This is a genomic window from Algoriphagus namhaensis (assembly GCF_042649705.1).
Lineage (GTDB): Bacteria > Bacteroidota > Bacteroidia > Cytophagales > Cyclobacteriaceae > Algoriphagus > Algoriphagus namhaensis.
Window position 1 is genome coordinate 212843 of sequence record NZ_JBHRZS010000002.1, and the last position, 15603, is coordinate 228445.

General features: G+C 40.0%; 14 protein-coding genes. 4 read left to right on the forward strand and 10 right to left on the reverse strand.

Features of this window, described 5'->3' with window-relative positions:
• Window positions 1–146 precede the first annotated feature (146 nt).
• The 7 genes from ACFOSV_RS00990 to mltG form a co-directional block, all read right to left on the reverse strand.
• Complete coding sequence (locus ACFOSV_RS00990) at window positions 147–1433, reverse strand: carbohydrate porin (RefSeq protein ID WP_377902467.1); 1287 nt, start codon at window positions 1431–1433, stop codon at window positions 147–149.
• Between the two features lie 51 nt (window positions 1434–1484).
• Window positions 1485–2414 (reverse strand): hypothetical protein, encoded by a 930-nt coding sequence (locus ACFOSV_RS00995; protein ID WP_377902469.1) that lies wholly within the window; start codon window positions 2412–2414, stop codon window positions 1485–1487.
• Between the two features lie 92 nt (window positions 2415–2506).
• Complete coding sequence (locus tag ACFOSV_RS01000) at window positions 2507–2764, reverse strand: hypothetical protein (protein WP_377902471.1); 258 nt, start codon at window positions 2762–2764, stop codon at window positions 2507–2509.
• 196 nt (window positions 2765–2960) lie between these two features.
• On the reverse strand, window positions 2961–5519 hold the full coding sequence (locus ACFOSV_RS01005; RefSeq protein ID WP_377902473.1) for a LuxR C-terminal-related transcriptional regulator: 2559 nt from the start codon (window positions 5517–5519) through the stop codon (window positions 2961–2963).
• Window positions 5520–6199: 680 nt separating this feature from the next.
• Window positions 6200–7168, reverse strand: a complete 969-nt coding sequence (locus ACFOSV_RS01010; protein ID WP_377902475.1) for a YihY/virulence factor BrkB family protein — start codon at window positions 7166–7168, stop codon at window positions 6200–6202.
• Window positions 7169–7174: 6 nt separating this feature from the next.
• Window positions 7175–7579 carry an acyl-CoA thioesterase gene (locus ACFOSV_RS01015; protein ID WP_377902477.1) on the reverse strand — a complete coding sequence of 135 codons (405 nt, stop codon included), beginning with the start codon at window positions 7577–7579 and terminating at the stop codon, window positions 7175–7177.
• Window positions 7579–8628 (reverse strand): endolytic transglycosylase MltG, encoded by a 1050-nt coding sequence (mltG, locus tag ACFOSV_RS01020; protein ID WP_377902479.1) that lies wholly within the window; start codon window positions 8626–8628, stop codon window positions 7579–7581. Before mltG ends, ACFOSV_RS01015 begins: the two co-directional genes overlap by 1 nt.
• An 82-nt stretch (window positions 8629–8710) precedes the next feature.
• Between mltG and ACFOSV_RS01025 the strand changes: the two genes are divergently transcribed.
• From ACFOSV_RS01025 to ACFOSV_RS01040, 4 genes are all read left to right on the forward strand, one after another.
• Entirely contained in the window at window positions 8711–9124 is a 414-nt protein-coding gene (locus ACFOSV_RS01025) for a (deoxy)nucleoside triphosphate pyrophosphohydrolase (protein ID WP_377902481.1), read from the forward strand.
• 4 nt (window positions 9125–9128) lie between these two features.
• The gene (locus tag ACFOSV_RS01030; RefSeq protein WP_377902483.1) at window positions 9129–9758 is read left to right on the forward strand and encodes an L-threonylcarbamoyladenylate synthase; all 630 of its coding nucleotides are present in this window, start codon (window positions 9129–9131) and stop codon (window positions 9756–9758) included.
• Window positions 9759–9761: 3 nt separating this feature from the next.
• The gene (locus ACFOSV_RS01035) at window positions 9762–10385 is read left to right on the forward strand and encodes a WbqC family protein (RefSeq protein WP_377902485.1); all 624 of its coding nucleotides are present in this window, start codon (window positions 9762–9764) and stop codon (window positions 10383–10385) included.
• 81 nt (window positions 10386–10466) lie between these two features.
• Window positions 10467–12992, forward strand: a complete 2526-nt coding sequence (locus tag ACFOSV_RS01040; protein ID WP_377902487.1) for an ATP-dependent Clp protease ATP-binding subunit — start codon at window positions 10467–10469, stop codon at window positions 12990–12992.
• Window positions 12993–13042: 50 nt separating this feature from the next.
• Here ACFOSV_RS01040 and ACFOSV_RS01045 read toward each other — a convergent pair whose 3' ends face one another.
• The 3 genes from ACFOSV_RS01045 to polX are packed head-to-tail and all read right to left on the reverse strand — an operon-like array spanning window position 13043 to window position 15522.
• Window positions 13043–13507 (reverse strand): hypothetical protein, encoded by a 465-nt coding sequence (locus ACFOSV_RS01045; RefSeq protein ID WP_377902489.1) that lies wholly within the window; start codon window positions 13505–13507, stop codon window positions 13043–13045.
• An 18-nt stretch (window positions 13508–13525) separates the two neighbouring features.
• The gene (locus tag ACFOSV_RS01050; RefSeq protein ID WP_377902491.1) at window positions 13526–13813 is read right to left on the reverse strand and encodes a hypothetical protein; all 288 of its coding nucleotides are present in this window, start codon (window positions 13811–13813) and stop codon (window positions 13526–13528) included.
• Window positions 13810–15522 carry a DNA polymerase/3'-5' exonuclease PolX gene (gene polX, locus ACFOSV_RS01055; protein ID WP_377902493.1) on the reverse strand — a complete coding sequence of 571 codons (1713 nt, stop codon included), beginning with the start codon at window positions 15520–15522 and terminating at the stop codon, window positions 13810–13812. The genes ACFOSV_RS01050 and polX overlap by 4 nt, the downstream gene beginning before the upstream one ends.
• Between the last annotated feature and the right edge of the window lie 81 nt (window positions 15523–15603).

Sequence of the window (15603 nt, forward strand, 5' to 3'; positions counted from 1 at the left end):
TTTTGGTTAATGTAAAATTTGTATTAATGTCATTTTTTTTGTTACAATTTTTTTTATGTTTTATCTTTTACTTTTTGTAATCATTTTTATCAAATTATTATATTGTTTATTATTCCTTGATTTTTACAATAATTTTCCTAGTGTATTTATATATTAATTCGTGTACGTGCTCCAAAAATTGTTGTAAAGTTTGCATTAGTATTTAATGCTGGATTTAGTATGAATTGTATATTTGGTGAGAATTCAATATGATGCGTAACCTGTAATTTGTAGAATATTTCAGACAGGTATTGATCTTTCAAGCCAGTGCCAAATAGACCTTCATTTGGTCGGTTCCAGTTTAATCCTAATCCAAATACGTTGGATCCTATTACATTATAACCAATACCTGTACTGACTGAGGCTGTAAAAATACTGCCACCATCTTTTGCCCAGCCCCCTCTCAGATATGGGAATAACTTATTACCTAATTCCCAGCTAATAGAGCCTGAAAGACCCCAACCACTAGGAGCACTTGCTGTCTCGTCCACTTGCCATAAGGTTACATGTAAGTTTTGTAAAATAGGCATTTCGGAATTTGGTGTAAAACCAATTTCAAAAGTTTTGAGGGTTTCAAATTTGGTAAAGAACGTATCAAATCCTTTATAAAATTTTGTGGCGCTACCATTAGCATCAATTAAACCTCCTATAACATAAATATCATCAGTTAACCATGCGCTTACCATTAAACCTAATGAACCATCAGGGTATAAACCACCGATAGTACTAGAACCTGTTGCAAATGATAAATTGTTAAAACTACTCCAAGGGCTAGCCAATACAAAAATATCAGTCCAATCAGTCACATCCAGAAATCCCGCATAAGCGACAATATTAGCCTTAGCAAATGTTTGTCTCCAATATAGATTACTTACACGCCACCTGTCATTATTATAAACAGATTGCAGAAGACCTGCATAACCTACGCCTTCCAGCCCCCATTCACGCAATGGTAGGTTGGTGTATTTATGTCTATTTTCAACTTTAAATACTAAACCGCCCTCATTTGAAGTTCCTCTACCAACAAGATTATACTTACCATAAATACGAAACACACCACTAGCACTAACATTATCTCCAATTGCTTCGGTAGCTCCCATTATTTGTGAGTTATAATCTGCATTAATAATAAATCCAGTTTTTTTATAAAACCTTTTTTTCAATTGGTCTAAACTGTCTAACGCAGACCCTATATAAAACAATCCGTTTGAGGTGTTGTCTTGATTCATCTGCTGACTTACAGAGTTTGGACCTGAAAGATCTCTTACAAGAATAGTGTCTTTCTTTATATCTTGCCCATAGACAGAATAATTAAGCATTACTAAAAAAAATAGTAGTGTTAAACCTATATTTTGGCTTTTCATACTTTCAATGTTATTTGATAATATTTTCATACATTTCTCCTTTTTCTTAATAAGCAGTATGTCCTCATTATTTATGAGCTCTTACCATGGCAAAGGCACAACTGGAGAAAGCGTAAGGCGGATTTGGTGTTGCGGGCCAAAAGCTTCAGGTGATGCAACATAATACCAATATTGGAAATTGATTTTAAAAGGCAACTTGCCAATACGTGTTACTTTAGTTGCACCCGTACCAATAGGAAATGTTAATTTATTGCCTTCTGAGGCTTTGTGATTATAAGACCAGGTTGGTGACGCCATGATCTGCCAGGCATTTGGTAAAGTAACGGTATAAAAATATTGACCGGCAGTAATACTAGCAGATTCTCCTCCTTCTGAGGCAATCCATATATTATCACCTGTAATAGAAAAACTATCATCCGTTGATGGTTCAATCTTATTCACATTCCATGAGTGATTTACCATAGCACCGAGAACACCCCATTTAAAAATTTGAGCAACCATGATTTCAGGTCCTAACAGCGTATAAGGAGACTTTAAGATATCGTCTGTTGCCGTTCTAAAACTTCCAAATGCCCCGAGTATCCCTACTGTTTTTGATGGAAATGTTTTACCTACTGCAATATCAGCACTGATATTTCCCAGATTGACTCCAGCATTTTCAAAACCATTCTGCCCATATGCCGGTTGCGAAAAATAAACTGGGATATTTGGTCTTACAAAAAGATTGGTAGTCTTGTTTATTGGTATGGGAAGGCTAGGTTGAAAACTCATCGAAAAGCTGTTTTGGCTTCCCGCGCCGGGCAAAGTGCCCTGGTAATGCATGTAATCAAAGTTAAAGTTCAAGGTACCCCTTACAGTATTGGGATTAGCTAATTCTTTGGCTATGTCTGCCGCACTTGGTTCAGGTTTTGCCGAACTTTTCTCAGTTTCCTCTTGTGCATAAGTAGATAATGATGCCAAAGTGAAGAGACATGCGAGAACTATTTTAGATATATTAAAATTCTTATTCATATAATATTGATTGCTTGGTTTGAGTTTTTTTTCATAAACCGGATTTAACCACCGATATATATTGAGATTGAATTCTCTTTTATTATTCAGTGTTAACCAGTTTCTAAAATGCGTACCGATAGTATTTCATGACGGATGTCATTCACGGCATTAAGAATACCCAGAAGAGCGGATTGGTCCTGAAAACATCCAATGAGATTGATTTCATCATTTTCAGGATGCTTTTGAATTTGCATATCACCGACTATAGCTATAAGTGACGATGTCACTTGGCCCGAAATCTTGATCTGATAGGCAGAGGATTCTTGGGGTACAATTTTCCTAAAGTCAGTTAGTTCGTCCCTTCTCATTCTAACAATATAGTGAGGGACCAATTGACTATTTCTACAACTTAAGTCGCAAAAAGGTAGGATTATCCTGATTTTTCCTCTAAAAACAAGGCTGACGCTTAGTTTTAATTAGTGAAACTTAATGTTTTGAATTCAGATTTCTCAAAAAATTAACTGAGATTAATCAGGCAAAAAAATGGGTTATTGAAGATACGATTTACTGATTTCGAATTATTCGAAGCATTGAGGTTCGATTAGGGACATCAAGCTTTCGATAAATATTGGTCAAGTGGCTTTTTACGGTTACAGTAGAAATATTAAGTTGATCAGCAATCTCTTTGTTTCTAAGTCCATTTGCGATAAGCTTCACGATCTCCTGTTCACGAATTGTCAATTCTTGAATAGTCAGCTTTTCTGGATTTTGTTTCACCAGGCTATTTTTGAGGCCCAATCGGGCGAGTGAATGGAAAGATTCACTTGAAGAACTGATGAGATTAAATAATTCGGGTAAAACATGGTATGCCTCAAGTATGGGCCTGGATACTTCAGAGCTTTCTGCAAGTAATAGGGCTTTCTCAAGGGACTTTTCTGCAGAATCCGAATCACCTATACGATATTCCGCTATCGCTTTCAAAAGCGCTATATCGACCGCGTGGTACTTGTTATAAATTTCATTTAGAGCACCTTCAAGAGTGTCAAGTACCTCTAGTGCTTCCTTTACCAATTGAATGGATCCGTGGGTGACTATGATCCGGAGCTTTGTTAGTTCAGGGACATCTATTAAAAACAAATACTTCCCTGTGGGTTGTTTTACCCAACCTTGGATTGCCCAGTCCAACTCTTTTTCCCCTTGACCATCATGCCAGCGGACTCTTGCCTTGACGGATTCGAAGTAATCTTGAAACTTCGGGTTATTCAGGCTTCCGGCCAATTGTCTCATTTGTTCTAGAAATGAATTAGTTGTCTCTTTATCTCTTTTTAAAGAACTAATTAGAGTCAACCCACTAAGGGCATCAAAATAAAGTCGATAATGTAATCTTCCCTCCAAAGTCAACATTTGTGTAAACGCCTGTTTGGTTTCCTTCTCGTTGTGAGATTGAATGGCAATGTTGCCAAGAAAATAGTAGATCCAACATTCTGCATAATTGAAATCGGAACCTTGGGCAAGAAATTGTAGTTTTTTCGAATCACTGGCAGCCGATCCAAAATTTCCTGAAAGTAAGTGAACAAAGACTTTGCCTTGAACAGCTCGATATTGCATTATTGAAGAATAATCAAATTTTTCTTGGATATCCTCAAGGGTCTTCAACGCAAGATCTGATTTACCCAACATTTGCCTGTTGGTGGCAATTATGACTTCCCGGAGAGTACCAAACATGGCACTTTCGTCGTAAAATAAGGCTTTTGATTTTTCAAGCGCTTCTTCTGCTTTTTTTGGATCTGGGTTGACATAGGTCAAGTAGTAGCCTAAATGAAACAGATATTGAGAAAAATCCTTCGGGTTTGAGTTTTCAATCCCAATTGAATCCAACATTTTCAGGATCGAAGATAAATCGGCAAGGTTCCATGTTTCTTCACAAATAAGTAATTCTGTAAGTAAGAGATCAATATGGGAATTTCGAATTTTACGGGGAATGTTTTTTATCCATCGCTGCAAAACCCACCACTGTCCTTTTTCCAGCAAAACTCCTCTATGGTTCTTTATCAGATCGCAGGCTAAAGTATAGTTATTAGCCTTGATCGAATATTGCACTGCTTCATTAAATAAGCCCTTTTCTGAAAACCACTCACTTATTTGCTTATAAATTGAGTTGACTAAAGCCGGTTCACAGTTTTGCAACTGTCTTTGCAGAATATCGCCAATTAAATGGTGGAATCTGAATTTTCCTTGCGTATCTCTTATGGGGATTAAGAAAAAGTTCAATTCGACAAGTTTGGAAAGAAAGGTGTCAGCTGAACAAGAACCGGGAAAAGCACACTTACAAATAGCGTTGATTAACTCTTTGTCAAATTGATCAAAAAGCGCGCAAAGTTGCATTATTCGAAAAAATTTCGGGTCAAGATTTTCACTAATATGAAACATCAAGCGATCTAGATCATGGACTAGGATATCATTGTTGTTGTTTGCATCATCAAGATCCGAAAAGGATTTTGCCAATAGAAACATTCGGATTGCTAAGATCCATCCCTCAGTATTTTCAAAAAGTGAATTAACTTCAGTATCGCTGATTCTAATGTCATCCGCAGTGGATAATAGTTCATGAATCTCAGATTTATCAAATCTGAGGTCACGCATCCTGAACTCAAGCATTTTTTGATATAACCTCAGTTCTCTTAACTGGAAGGGAGGATCCCAACGGGTGCTGATCACCACCTGAAAATTGATTAAATTCTCATTGATTAATACTTTTACTAATTGGTGTATATCTGGATTTTTGATCAAGTGATAATCATCCAGCACCAACCTAAAATTTTTCTGAATTTGGTTAACTGAATTGATTATTCTATCTATAATCGCATCCCAGGAAAGGAAGTGCAGTTCTTTTTTATTATTAAAAATCCTTTGAATCTCCTCATTATCCCCAAACTTCTCTAAACTATCAACCAAATAGGAAATGAAAGTAGAAGTATCATTCATACTTTCATCCAATGAAAGCCAGGAAAAATCTTTTTGGTATTTCATCAGCCATTGGCTGACCAGCACACTCTTACCATAACCCGCCGGAGCAGATATTAAGATCAGGGGCAAGTGGCTACTTTCTTCCAATTTTTCCACAAGATGAGTTCTGTGTAAAAAATCTTTAGATAAAGTGGGCCTATTTAGTTTTGTGGTAAGCATGAATAATTCGGTAGAAAAGTATTTCTAATTTGGAATAATATTTCAGGAATTAAAAATCTCTTTGAAGGAAAAATTCAATGAAAATTGGTTTCAATATAATTATTCACTAAATAATTCAACAATAGACTAATTTAGCTGTCTTAGGCGTAATTCAGCAGTTTTTTGTCCTTCAAATCGGATTTACGCTTTTCTAAAAAAAATAAAGACTTGAATATTGATCCCAGTCTTTTTTGTAGTAGTTGTTTTAAGCTTGCGTTTCTTCTGAATAGAACTATTTCCCATGTTCAAACTTCATTAAATCTTACGAGTGCTTTTCCAAAAGATCAATATATCTCTTGTCCGGTTTTTACGGGCAGAGCTTCATTGTTTTTTACCACGGTAACGCCATTCACAATTAGAAATGGGATTCCATTGGTAGGGTTACCATATTCCCCGACTTTGAAAGTGGAATTTTTATTAATTGTGTTTGGGTTAAAAAAAGTAATGACAGCTTAATCTCATCGAATGACTGTTCCTCACTCTAAAATGTACTTCTTCTTCTTTTGGTATTCATGCCTCTTTCTAGGAAAACAACCTTTTCCAATAGTTTCACACACTTTAGAGAGGAAAGAAAATTTTTAATCTGCAAAGGGAGGAAGGCGATCTTCTTCTGCTTCAGCATTCCGGATGTCCTCTTGGATCAGATCTAGACTCACGTTCATTTCAAAGCAAATCAATACAATCATCGAGGTGATCCAAAGCCAAAGCATTAGGGCGATGAGGGTACCAATGGACCCATAGAGCTTATTGTAGCTAGCGAAATTATTCAAGTAAAATGTGAAAGCATAAAATCCGCCTGTGATCAGCAAACCGGCCATTTTGGCTCCTATCGAGCCAAATTTCCACTTGTCATGTACTACCGGGGCAAATCTGAAAATAAAGGCTGAGGTCACATAAAACATCAAAAGAAGGATCAAAAACTTAAAGGAATTGAAGAGAAATAGCATAAAGCCAGAATTGAACATTTGCATTTCGTCAATTCGGTTGATCAAGACTGACCCAAAAATCATTACTGTACTTGCTGCGAAAACAGTCAAAGCCAGCATAATCACAATAGCCACTGCAATAAATCGGGTTCGGAAAAAACTCCTGCTTTCCTTTGTTTTATATACTGAGTTGAAGCTATCCATCATGGAGACCACACCTTGGGTCGAAGCAAAGAGGGCAAAGAAAAAACCCAAGGAAAGCAAGCTTTGCCTGGGGATGGATACGATATCCATAATGGTATTCTCCGTTTGGGAATAGAGGTCACCTGGTAAAATCTCTTGAATAAAAGCCAAGATGTTTGCCGTGGTGACGTAAGGGAAAAAGTCTTGCAGATATGGAACTAAATTCAGTAAAAACAGGAGTAGAGGAAACAGGGCGATGGTAAAGCTGAAAGCCATCGAACCCGCGCGCTCATTAATATCATCCTTGCGCAGCTGCTCAATAAAGATTTGCCCGAGGTCGTAGAGATTGTTTTCCGGGTGGCCAAAATGAATTTTCTTCAGTTTTTTGGCCTGGTGAAGCAGCTCTCTCTGTATACTTTGAATTTTGTCTTTTACCACGCAGCTTTAAAAATAGGCTTTCAGTAAATCTAATAAATTCTTTGGAGGTCTGGTCGGTCGGTGTGTCGCTTTGTTGAGAAAGGTTAGTGTGGTCCAGCCTTCCGTGATCAGTTCTTCTGCTTCATTGAAGACCTCGTATTCGAAACGGATGCGTACACTCGGCTGCTCTGGGATTTTGGTACGAATGGTCAAAAGCTCATCGTATTTGCCCGGGCGATGATATTTGATGTGACTTTCCAGTACGGGCATCATCACTCCTGCATCTTCCATTTCTTTGTAAGAAAATCCCACCGAACGCATGGCTTCCACCCGAGCTACCTCAAAGTACATGGCATAATTGCCATAATAGACGTAGCTCATTTGGTCTGTTTCCGCGTATCGTACACGGATTTGGGTTTCGGCTTGATACATTATTGGTAGATTTTAGCCCGATTTAGAGCAGCTTGATAGCGTCTTGCATTGGCATTGTGCTCAGCCAAGCTCGAGGCAAACTGATGATAGCCTGAAAAATCTTCCTTGGCACACATGTACAGGTAGTTATGATCCTGCGCATTGAGTACCGCGTCCAGGGATGCAATATTTGGTAGGTTGATGGGACCTGGAGGCAAACCCAGATTTTGGTAAGTATTATAAGGGCTGTCGATTTCCTTGTGTACGTTGAGTACTCTTTTAATCTCAAAATCTCCTAAGGCAAAAACAAGGGTAGGGTCTGCTTGCAGTGGCATTCCAATCCGAATTCTATTCAGATAAAGCCCGGCAATAGTGGGCCGCTCATCGGCTTTTTGCTGACTTTCCGCCTGTACGATTGAAGCGAGAGTACTTACTTCCTTCTGAGACAAACCGAGTTTTCTAGCTTTCTCCTTGCGTTCATCGGTCCAAAAGCGCTGATATTCTTTATACATTCGATCAAAAAGCGCTTCTGGGCTGGTATCCCACCAAACCTCATAGGTATTGGGGATAAACATGCTAATGATGGTTTCTTCTTCAAAGTCGAACTTCCGAATATAAACCGAGTCTTGAATAACCTTCAGAAACTGCTCTTCACTCATCTCCAGATTTTTGGTTATTCGCTCGGCAAGGTCTTCCTTGGTACGGATGGAATTAAAAGTGATTTTCACAGGGGCTTGATTACCGGATCGAAGTAGTCGAACCAATTGCAGATTGGTCATTTTTGGCTTGATGATGTAGAGCCCGGACTTCACCGCATCCTGATATCCCAGCACCTTGGATACAAAACCAAAACTCACAGCGTCATTAATCACACGTTGATCGTAAAGCTCTTTATTCACCATGGCATAGGTGGCATTACTTGGTATTTTGAGCACATATTCCTGTTCGGTCTCTAGAAGTGTGTTTGGGCTATAGAAGACCTGATAGAAATAAAAGGTAAACGAAATGGCGAGAACCGATCCGGTGACGAGAAGCACCAGCAGGAAATTTCTTTTCTTATCCGTAATCATAGAGGGCAAAAATAGGAAAAAGACTGCTATCCCCTACGTTTATCCTTAGGACAGGTTGATCTTGAATTTTTATCTTTGATGGATGGAGGCTATTCAGGTCGTGTGCGCTATAATTATTTCTGAGGGTAAATTGCTTTGTGCCAAGCGTTCAGAAAGTATGAGTCTGCCAGGCTATTGGGAATTTCCTGGCGGAAAAATTGAAGGTAAAGAGACTGAACAAGAGGCTCTTATCCGAGAAATAAAAGAAGAGCTGGGGGTCAATGTGATTCCTACTCAAAAACTTACTTCTAGTCATCTAAAATCTGAAAAGGGGAAGCTCATTGAACTTATCCCGTATGTATGTCTTTGGGAATCTGGCAAATTGGTGGCTTTGGAGCATGAAGAAGTAGCGTTTTACAGTTTTGATCAAGCCAAAAAACTTAATTGGGCGCCCGCTGATATTCCTATTTTTGATGAATTACTGACTTTTTTTTCCAAATTGACCCCAAGATTATAGACTCATGAGTGCAGAATTTATCAAGTTGTATCCCGAAAACCCTGAAGAGAAAAAGATTCAGCATATCGCGCAGGTGCTCAGAAATGGGGGAGTGGTGATATATCCCACGGATACCGTTTATGGGATGGGTTGCGATATTACCAATCAAAAAGCGATTGAGCGGATTTGTCAGATCAAGGGAATCAATCCCAAAAAACATAATTTTTCATTTATCTGCGCGGATTTGAGCAATATCTCAGTGTATACCCGAGTCATTAGCAAGCCTGTTTTTAAGATGATGAAAAAGGCCTTGCCAGGTCCTTACACCTTTATTTTGGAAGCAAGCAATGAGGTTCCACGCATTTTGCACAGCAGGAAAAAAACGGTGGGAATCCGGGTTCCGGATCACTTGGTACCTCGTATGCTAGTGGAGGAGTTGGGCCAACCGATTTTGACCACTTCCATTGTGGATGAAGATGAAGTGATCGAATACAATACCGATCCTGAGTTGATCTATGAAAAGTATCAAAACCTGGTCGATGTCGTGATTGATGGTGGCTATGGACAGAATGTGGCATCCACGGTTTTGGATTGTACTCAAGACGAAGTGGAGGTTTTGCGAGAAGGTCTAGGCTCTTTAGAGGATATTTTTTAACCCATGAGCAAGCTTGCTGCTGATCTTTTCTATTTCCCAAACCTTGAGTTTTTCTGTGCTATTCTTGACTATGATGAGGTGGTTTTTTGTCGCGGGCAGGAATTTCGAAGAAAATCATTTATCAATCGTACAGATATCCTTGGTCCGAATAAAGTTCAGCGCCTCACCGTACCCATTCAAGGGAGACGGCCACGAATCCCAGAGGGTAAACTTCTAATCGATTATGAACAAAAGTGGGTGATGGGCCACCTAAGAAGTATCCAAAGTGCGTATGGAAAAGCCCCATTCTTTGAACATTACTTTCCTTTTTTTGAGCAGATTTTTCAAAAAGAGCATTCCCATCTTTGGGATTTGAATCTTGATATTCTGACATTATGTCTACGTTTTTTGGGTATTCCTGCCAAGATCGTCCTAGTTGATGACCCGGCAGAAATACAAGTAGAAAAGGACATAAGAGGGCATATGAGCACCCAGGAGCCGTATACTACCCGAAACTACTATCGGGCGACACCTTATTTTCAACTTTTTGGCGTAGACTTTGAACCCAACCTCGGCGTATTGGATTTGTTGTTTAATGTCGGACCGGAGTCAAAAATGATTCTGAGCGATTCGGTAAAAAAACATTGAACAATCGTTAAATTGATTGTGTTTTTAAAACAAATTCGGTAACATTCGTTAGGGAATATTATATAATCAGAAAGGAATTAAATGGAAGCAAAATTTTCAAATAGAGTCAAAGAGGTGATTTCTCTCAGCAGAGAAGAAGCGCTTCGCTTGGGCCACGATTACATCGGCACAGAGCACCTCTTGTTGGGCATGATTCGAGAGGGGGAAGGAGTAGCTGTTTCCATGTTAAAGAAACTGGGAGTTCCATTGGATGAATTGAGAAACTCCATTGAGCGCGCAGTGAAAGGAACTGCAAACCATAATGTAAAAAATATGGCCAACATTCCACTGACTCGTCAGTCGGAAAAAGTCCTTAAAATAACCTACCTAGAAGCTAAAATTTTCAAAAGCCAATTGATTGGCACGGAGCATTTATTGCTTTCGATCTTGAGAGACGAAGACAATATCGCGACGCAAATCTTAAATAAATTTGACGTGAATTATGACTCTGTGAAAGAAATGCTAGAGATGTCTGGAGATGCTACGCCAAGTGCGCGAGCAGAAGCAGAAGATGGGGATGATGATGGTTCTAAATTATTTGGATCGTCTAGTGGAGGATCTTCCAGTGCCAAACAAGGAACAGAAAAGTCTAGAACTCCAGTATTGGATAACTTTGGACGAGACCTTACCAAAATGGCGGAAGACGATAAGCTCGATCCGATCATTGGTAGAGAAAAAGAGATTGAGCGTGTAGCTCAAATTCTCTCAAGAAGAAAGAAAAACAACCCGATTCTGATCGGTGAGCCTGGTGTAGGTAAGACGGCAATTGCCGAAGGACTTGCGCTACGCATCATTCAGAAAAAAGTGTCTCGTGTGCTCTTCAATAAGCGAGTAGTTACACTGGATTTAGCTTCTTTGGTGGCTGGTACTAAGTATCGTGGTCAGTTTGAGGAGCGAATGAAAGCTGTGATGAACGAGCTGGAGAAATCCCCAAATGTGATCCTTTTCATTGATGAGCTGCACACCATTGTAGGCGCCGGCGGTGCCAGTGGATCCTTGGATGCATCCAACATGTTTAAGCCAGCTTTGGCTCGTGGTGAAATCCAATGTATCGGAGCCACTACACTTGACGAGTACAGACAGTACATCGAGAAAGATGGAGCTTTAGCTAGAAGATTTCAAATGGTGATGGTGGATGCCACCTCTCCAGAAGAAACCGTTCAGATTCTCGAAAATATCAAGGACAAATACGAAGAGCATCACAATGTAAACTATACGCCAGAAGCGATTCAGGCCTGTGTGCAGTTGTCAGATCGATACATTTCGGATCGATTCCTTCCTGATAAAGCCATCGATATTTTGGATGAAGCTGGAGCACGAGTGCACATCAACAACATTCATGTACCAGAAGATATTCTGAAACTTGAAGCTGAAGTAGAAGACATCAAAACCGAGAAAAATCGAGTAGTGAAGTCTCAGAAGTATGAGGAAGCAGCTCAGCTGAGAGATAAAGAAAAGAAACTTCTTGAGCAGCTAGAACTTGCTAAAACCCGATGGGAAGAAGAGAGTAAATCTAAAAGATTCACCGTGGACGAAGAGCATGTGGCTGAAGTTATAGCCATGATGACTGGAATTCCTACGAAGCGAATCGCTCAGAAAGAAGGAGCTAAGTTGTTAAGTATGACGGACGACTTGAGTGCTAAGGTGATCGGTCAAGATGAAGCAATTAAGAAGCTGACCAAGGCCATTCAGCGTACTCGAGTGGGTCTTAAAGATCCTAAAAAACCGATTGGATCATTCATTTTCTTAGGGCCAACCGGTGTGGGTAAAACCGAATTGGCAAAAATGCTCGCGACCTATCTTTTCGATAAGGAAGACTCCTTGATCAGAATCGATATGTCTGAGTACATGGAGAAGTTTTCTGTATCCAGACTCGTGGGAGCACCTCCGGGATATGTGGGTTATGAAGAAGGTGGACAGCTTACTGAAAAAGTAAGAAGAAAGCCATACTCCGTTGTTCTTTTGGATGAGATTGAGAAAGCTCACCCTGACGTATTCAATATTCTTTTGCAGGTATTGGATGATGGAATTCTTACAGATGGCTTGGGTCGTCGAGTGGATTTCAGAAATACCATCATCATCATGACATCAAATATCGGTGTCCGTGATCTGAAGGATTTTGGTTCAGGAATCGGTTTTGCCAATAAGGCTAAGACTGATAATCTCGACGAAATCATGAAAGGCACGATTCAGTCTGCGTTGAAAAAGGCATTTAGCCCTGAATTTCTCAATAGATTGGATGACGTAGTGGTATTTAATAATCTGGATCAAGAGCACCTATTCAAGATCATCGATATCAGCTTGGGCAAACTCTTTGCGAGAATCACAGACCTTGGCTACAGTATCGAATTAACCAAGAAAGCAAAAACATTCCTTGCTGAAAAAGGGTACGATAAGCAATATGGAGCGAGACCACTGAATCGAGCAATTCAGAAATACCTGGAAGACGCCGTGGCCGAAGAAATCTTGAAGGGCGATTTGTCCGAAGGAGATGTCATCAAGGCGGATTATTCAGGAAAAGGCGAGGAGTTAACCTTGTCAGTTAAAAAGAAAGAGAAAGCGGATTAATCTCCGTGAATTGATAAATGAAAAGTCCCAAGCATCGCTTGGGACTTTTTTTATTTCGAGAAGAAAAGTCGCGTGATAAAAATTCCTTGTCCGTCGGTTTCCCCACCATCACTTTCCACTCCACTAGTCACATAGGTTAGTTCCCAACCTTCTTCGAGTAGGGCATTGATTTTAGCAGAAATTACCGCATCATTTGAGGCAATATTTTGAAAATTAATCCCCGTGGCGCTGAAAAAGTTCAGGAGCTTGGTTTCTTCCATTTCATCGATTCGAATATCCTTTCGATCGATTTCTTTTTGATTGCTCTTCTTTCCATCCGTTCGCTCGGTGGTGAAGTTTGCCACATCTACTTCTCCTTTATTATCTATAATTCTAGATCGTCCAATTCCCATGGGAACGATCGACTCCACAATGGTCACGATTTTGAATTCCTTTTTTGGAGCTGACTGAGCTAAGGCCCCCTGATACGTAAGGCAAAGCATCAAAATAAAGACTGGAAAGCACTTTTTTATCATAAATAAGATTGATTGGTTTTAAAGGGATAAAATAAAAAACAAAATTGCTGCACCCAGCACTACGACCATCTTTTGAGCTTTAACTTTGTGTTCTTGGGATATTTTTCTTTTTCGCAAGAGCAAAACTGCCATACTGAGTCCAACGAGCTGAAGGCCTATACTACTTCCATTCAGAGGCCCCATAGGACCTTCGAAAAGGCGGAAATTTTGATTGACAAGCGACACTACACCGATCACTATTCCAGTGATTCCAAAGAGAAATGATCGCTTCAATAAGTTCGCATCGGGTATATCAGTCCACTTCATTTCTGTGTAATTTCTTTTTTCCGCTTCGCGAAAAACTCTGCCAATTCATTCGCACTCATAGTATTTAAGGTCATCTCCGGGGTAAGTCCACCTTTTCTACCCACAAGTACTCCGTATTTCATATCGAGATATCCGTCCATTTCGTGCGCATCTGGATTGATAGAAAGCTTAACTCCCTTTTCCATCGCAAATCTAATCCATCTCCAATCCAGATCTAATCGCCAAGGATTGGCATTGATTTCTATGGCCACATTATTTTCTGCACAGGCTTCAATAATTGCTTGATGATTGATCGGGTATCCAGCTCTTCGGAGAAGAAGTCTACCTGTAGGGTGCCCCAAAATGGTAGTGTATGGATTTTTGATGGCTGTGATCAGTCTGGAAGTGGCCCGGTCTATATCCATATTCAGTACAGAGTGAATGGAGGAAACGATAAAATCAAAACTTGCCAAAACCTCCTCAGGATAATCCAAACTTCCATCTGGTAAAATGTCACTTTCGATTCCCTTGAAAATTTTGAATGGGGCCAGTTCCTTGTTTAGCTCATCGATTTCCTGATGTTGTTTCTTTACCCGTTCGATTTCCAATCCACCGGCATAAAATGCCGTCCGGCTGTGGTCTGAAATGCCCAGATAGTCATATCCCAGAGCTTTACAGTGCTCAGCCATTTCTCTAAGGCTATGTTTACCGTCGCTATAGGTGGAGTGATTGTGGAGGATTCCCTTAAGGTCTTTGTCTTCGAGAAGTTTTGGGATGGCGTTTTCGCGTGCCAATGCTATTTCATCCAGCCCCTCGCGCAACTCTGCAGGTATGTATTGAATGCCGAGCTGTTCAAAAAATGCCTTTTCATCTTTAGCATCCGATTCCTGAATGGCTTCAGACATTGTTTTGGTGTCGCTCACTCCAAGTTGAAGGTGTGTTTTTGACGCAGTCAGAAGAAGCTTTTTCTTCAAAAACTCAGAATTACTCGTGAAGTAAATCGCAATCGAAAGGTCTTGTTCAACCAACTTTCCCCTGAGGGTAAAAGGGCCAGAAAGTGCTTTCTCCCAATCTATGGAATCTAGTTTTTCAAAATCGGAAATAGAGGAATCTATATTTTCTGATCCGACCACAATCTCCAGCGTGTCGATGATTTCCATTTTTCGCGCATATTCACCCACTATGGTGATTTGCTCAGCAGGCTTCAGCAAAGCAGTGAGAGACTCGAGAAGCGGTTCGGTAATTTCTTCCGCATCAGCATACAGCCATTTGCCTTGATTTGAGGCCTTGAATTCAAGGTTTTGGATGATTGTGGATTGGGTTTTTTCACCAAATCCTTTCAACTTGGCCACCTCACCAGATTGGCAAGCCTCCATAAGTTCGTGAGCGCTTGTGATGCCTAGGTCCAGCCAAAGAGTTTTCACTTTTTTTGGTCCTAAGCCTTTAACCTCCAAAACTTCCAAAATACCGGTAGGTGTCTTTTCCAAAAGTTCTTCTAGCAAGGTATGGGTGCCAGATTCTTTGAGCTGGTCAATGACATCAATGATACCTTTTCCCACTCCTTGAATCGCGGCGAGTTCGGTATTGCTCAAACTCGTAAGGTCCTGATCCATACGGTCCAGGGAATTCAAGGCGCTTTGATAGCTCCTGATTTTGAAGGCGTTTTCATCATGAAGCTCCATGAGTTGTATGGAAAGCTTCAGTTTTTTGAGGATGGTTTTTTGATCCAAAATGAATTAATTACGTGTATGATGAGGACAAATGTGGCCAAATATTGTTTCAATGTAAAGCGAGATCGCTTATCTTCAATA

What these genes read in the sequence shown, in the direction of transcription:
- ACFOSV_RS00990 (WP_377902467.1), bottom strand. Translation starts at nt 1,433, where the DNA reads ATGAAAATATTATCAAATAACATTGAAAGTATGAAAAGCCAAAATATA.
- ACFOSV_RS00995 (WP_377902469.1), bottom strand. Translation starts at nt 2,414, where the DNA reads ATGAATAAGAATTTTAATATATCTAAAATAGTTCTCGCATGTCTCTTC.
- ACFOSV_RS01000 (WP_377902471.1), bottom strand. Translation starts at nt 2,764, where the DNA reads ATGAGAAGGGACGAACTAACTGACTTTAGGAAAATTGTACCCCAAGAA.
- ACFOSV_RS01015 (WP_377902477.1), bottom strand. Translation starts at nt 7,579, where the DNA reads ATGTATCAAGCCGAAACCCAAATCCGTGTACGATACGCGGAAACAGAC.
- mltG (WP_377902479.1), bottom strand. Translation starts at nt 8,628, where the DNA reads ATGATTACGGATAAGAAAAGAAATTTCCTGCTGGTGCTTCTCGTCACC.
- ACFOSV_RS01025 (WP_377902481.1), top strand. Translation starts at nt 8,711, where the DNA reads ATGGAGGCTATTCAGGTCGTGTGCGCTATAATTATTTCTGAGGGTAAA.
- ACFOSV_RS01030 (WP_377902483.1), top strand. Translation starts at nt 9,129, where the DNA reads ATGAGTGCAGAATTTATCAAGTTGTATCCCGAAAACCCTGAAGAGAAA.
- ACFOSV_RS01035 (WP_377902485.1), top strand. Translation starts at nt 9,762, where the DNA reads ATGAGCAAGCTTGCTGCTGATCTTTTCTATTTCCCAAACCTTGAGTTT.
- ACFOSV_RS01040 (WP_377902487.1), top strand. Translation starts at nt 10,467, where the DNA reads ATGGAAGCAAAATTTTCAAATAGAGTCAAAGAGGTGATTTCTCTCAGC.
- ACFOSV_RS01045 (WP_377902489.1), bottom strand. Translation starts at nt 13,507, where the DNA reads ATGATAAAAAAGTGCTTTCCAGTCTTTATTTTGATGCTTTGCCTTACG.
- ACFOSV_RS01050 (WP_377902491.1), bottom strand. Translation starts at nt 13,813, where the DNA reads ATGAAGTGGACTGATATACCCGATGCGAACTTATTGAAGCGATCATTT.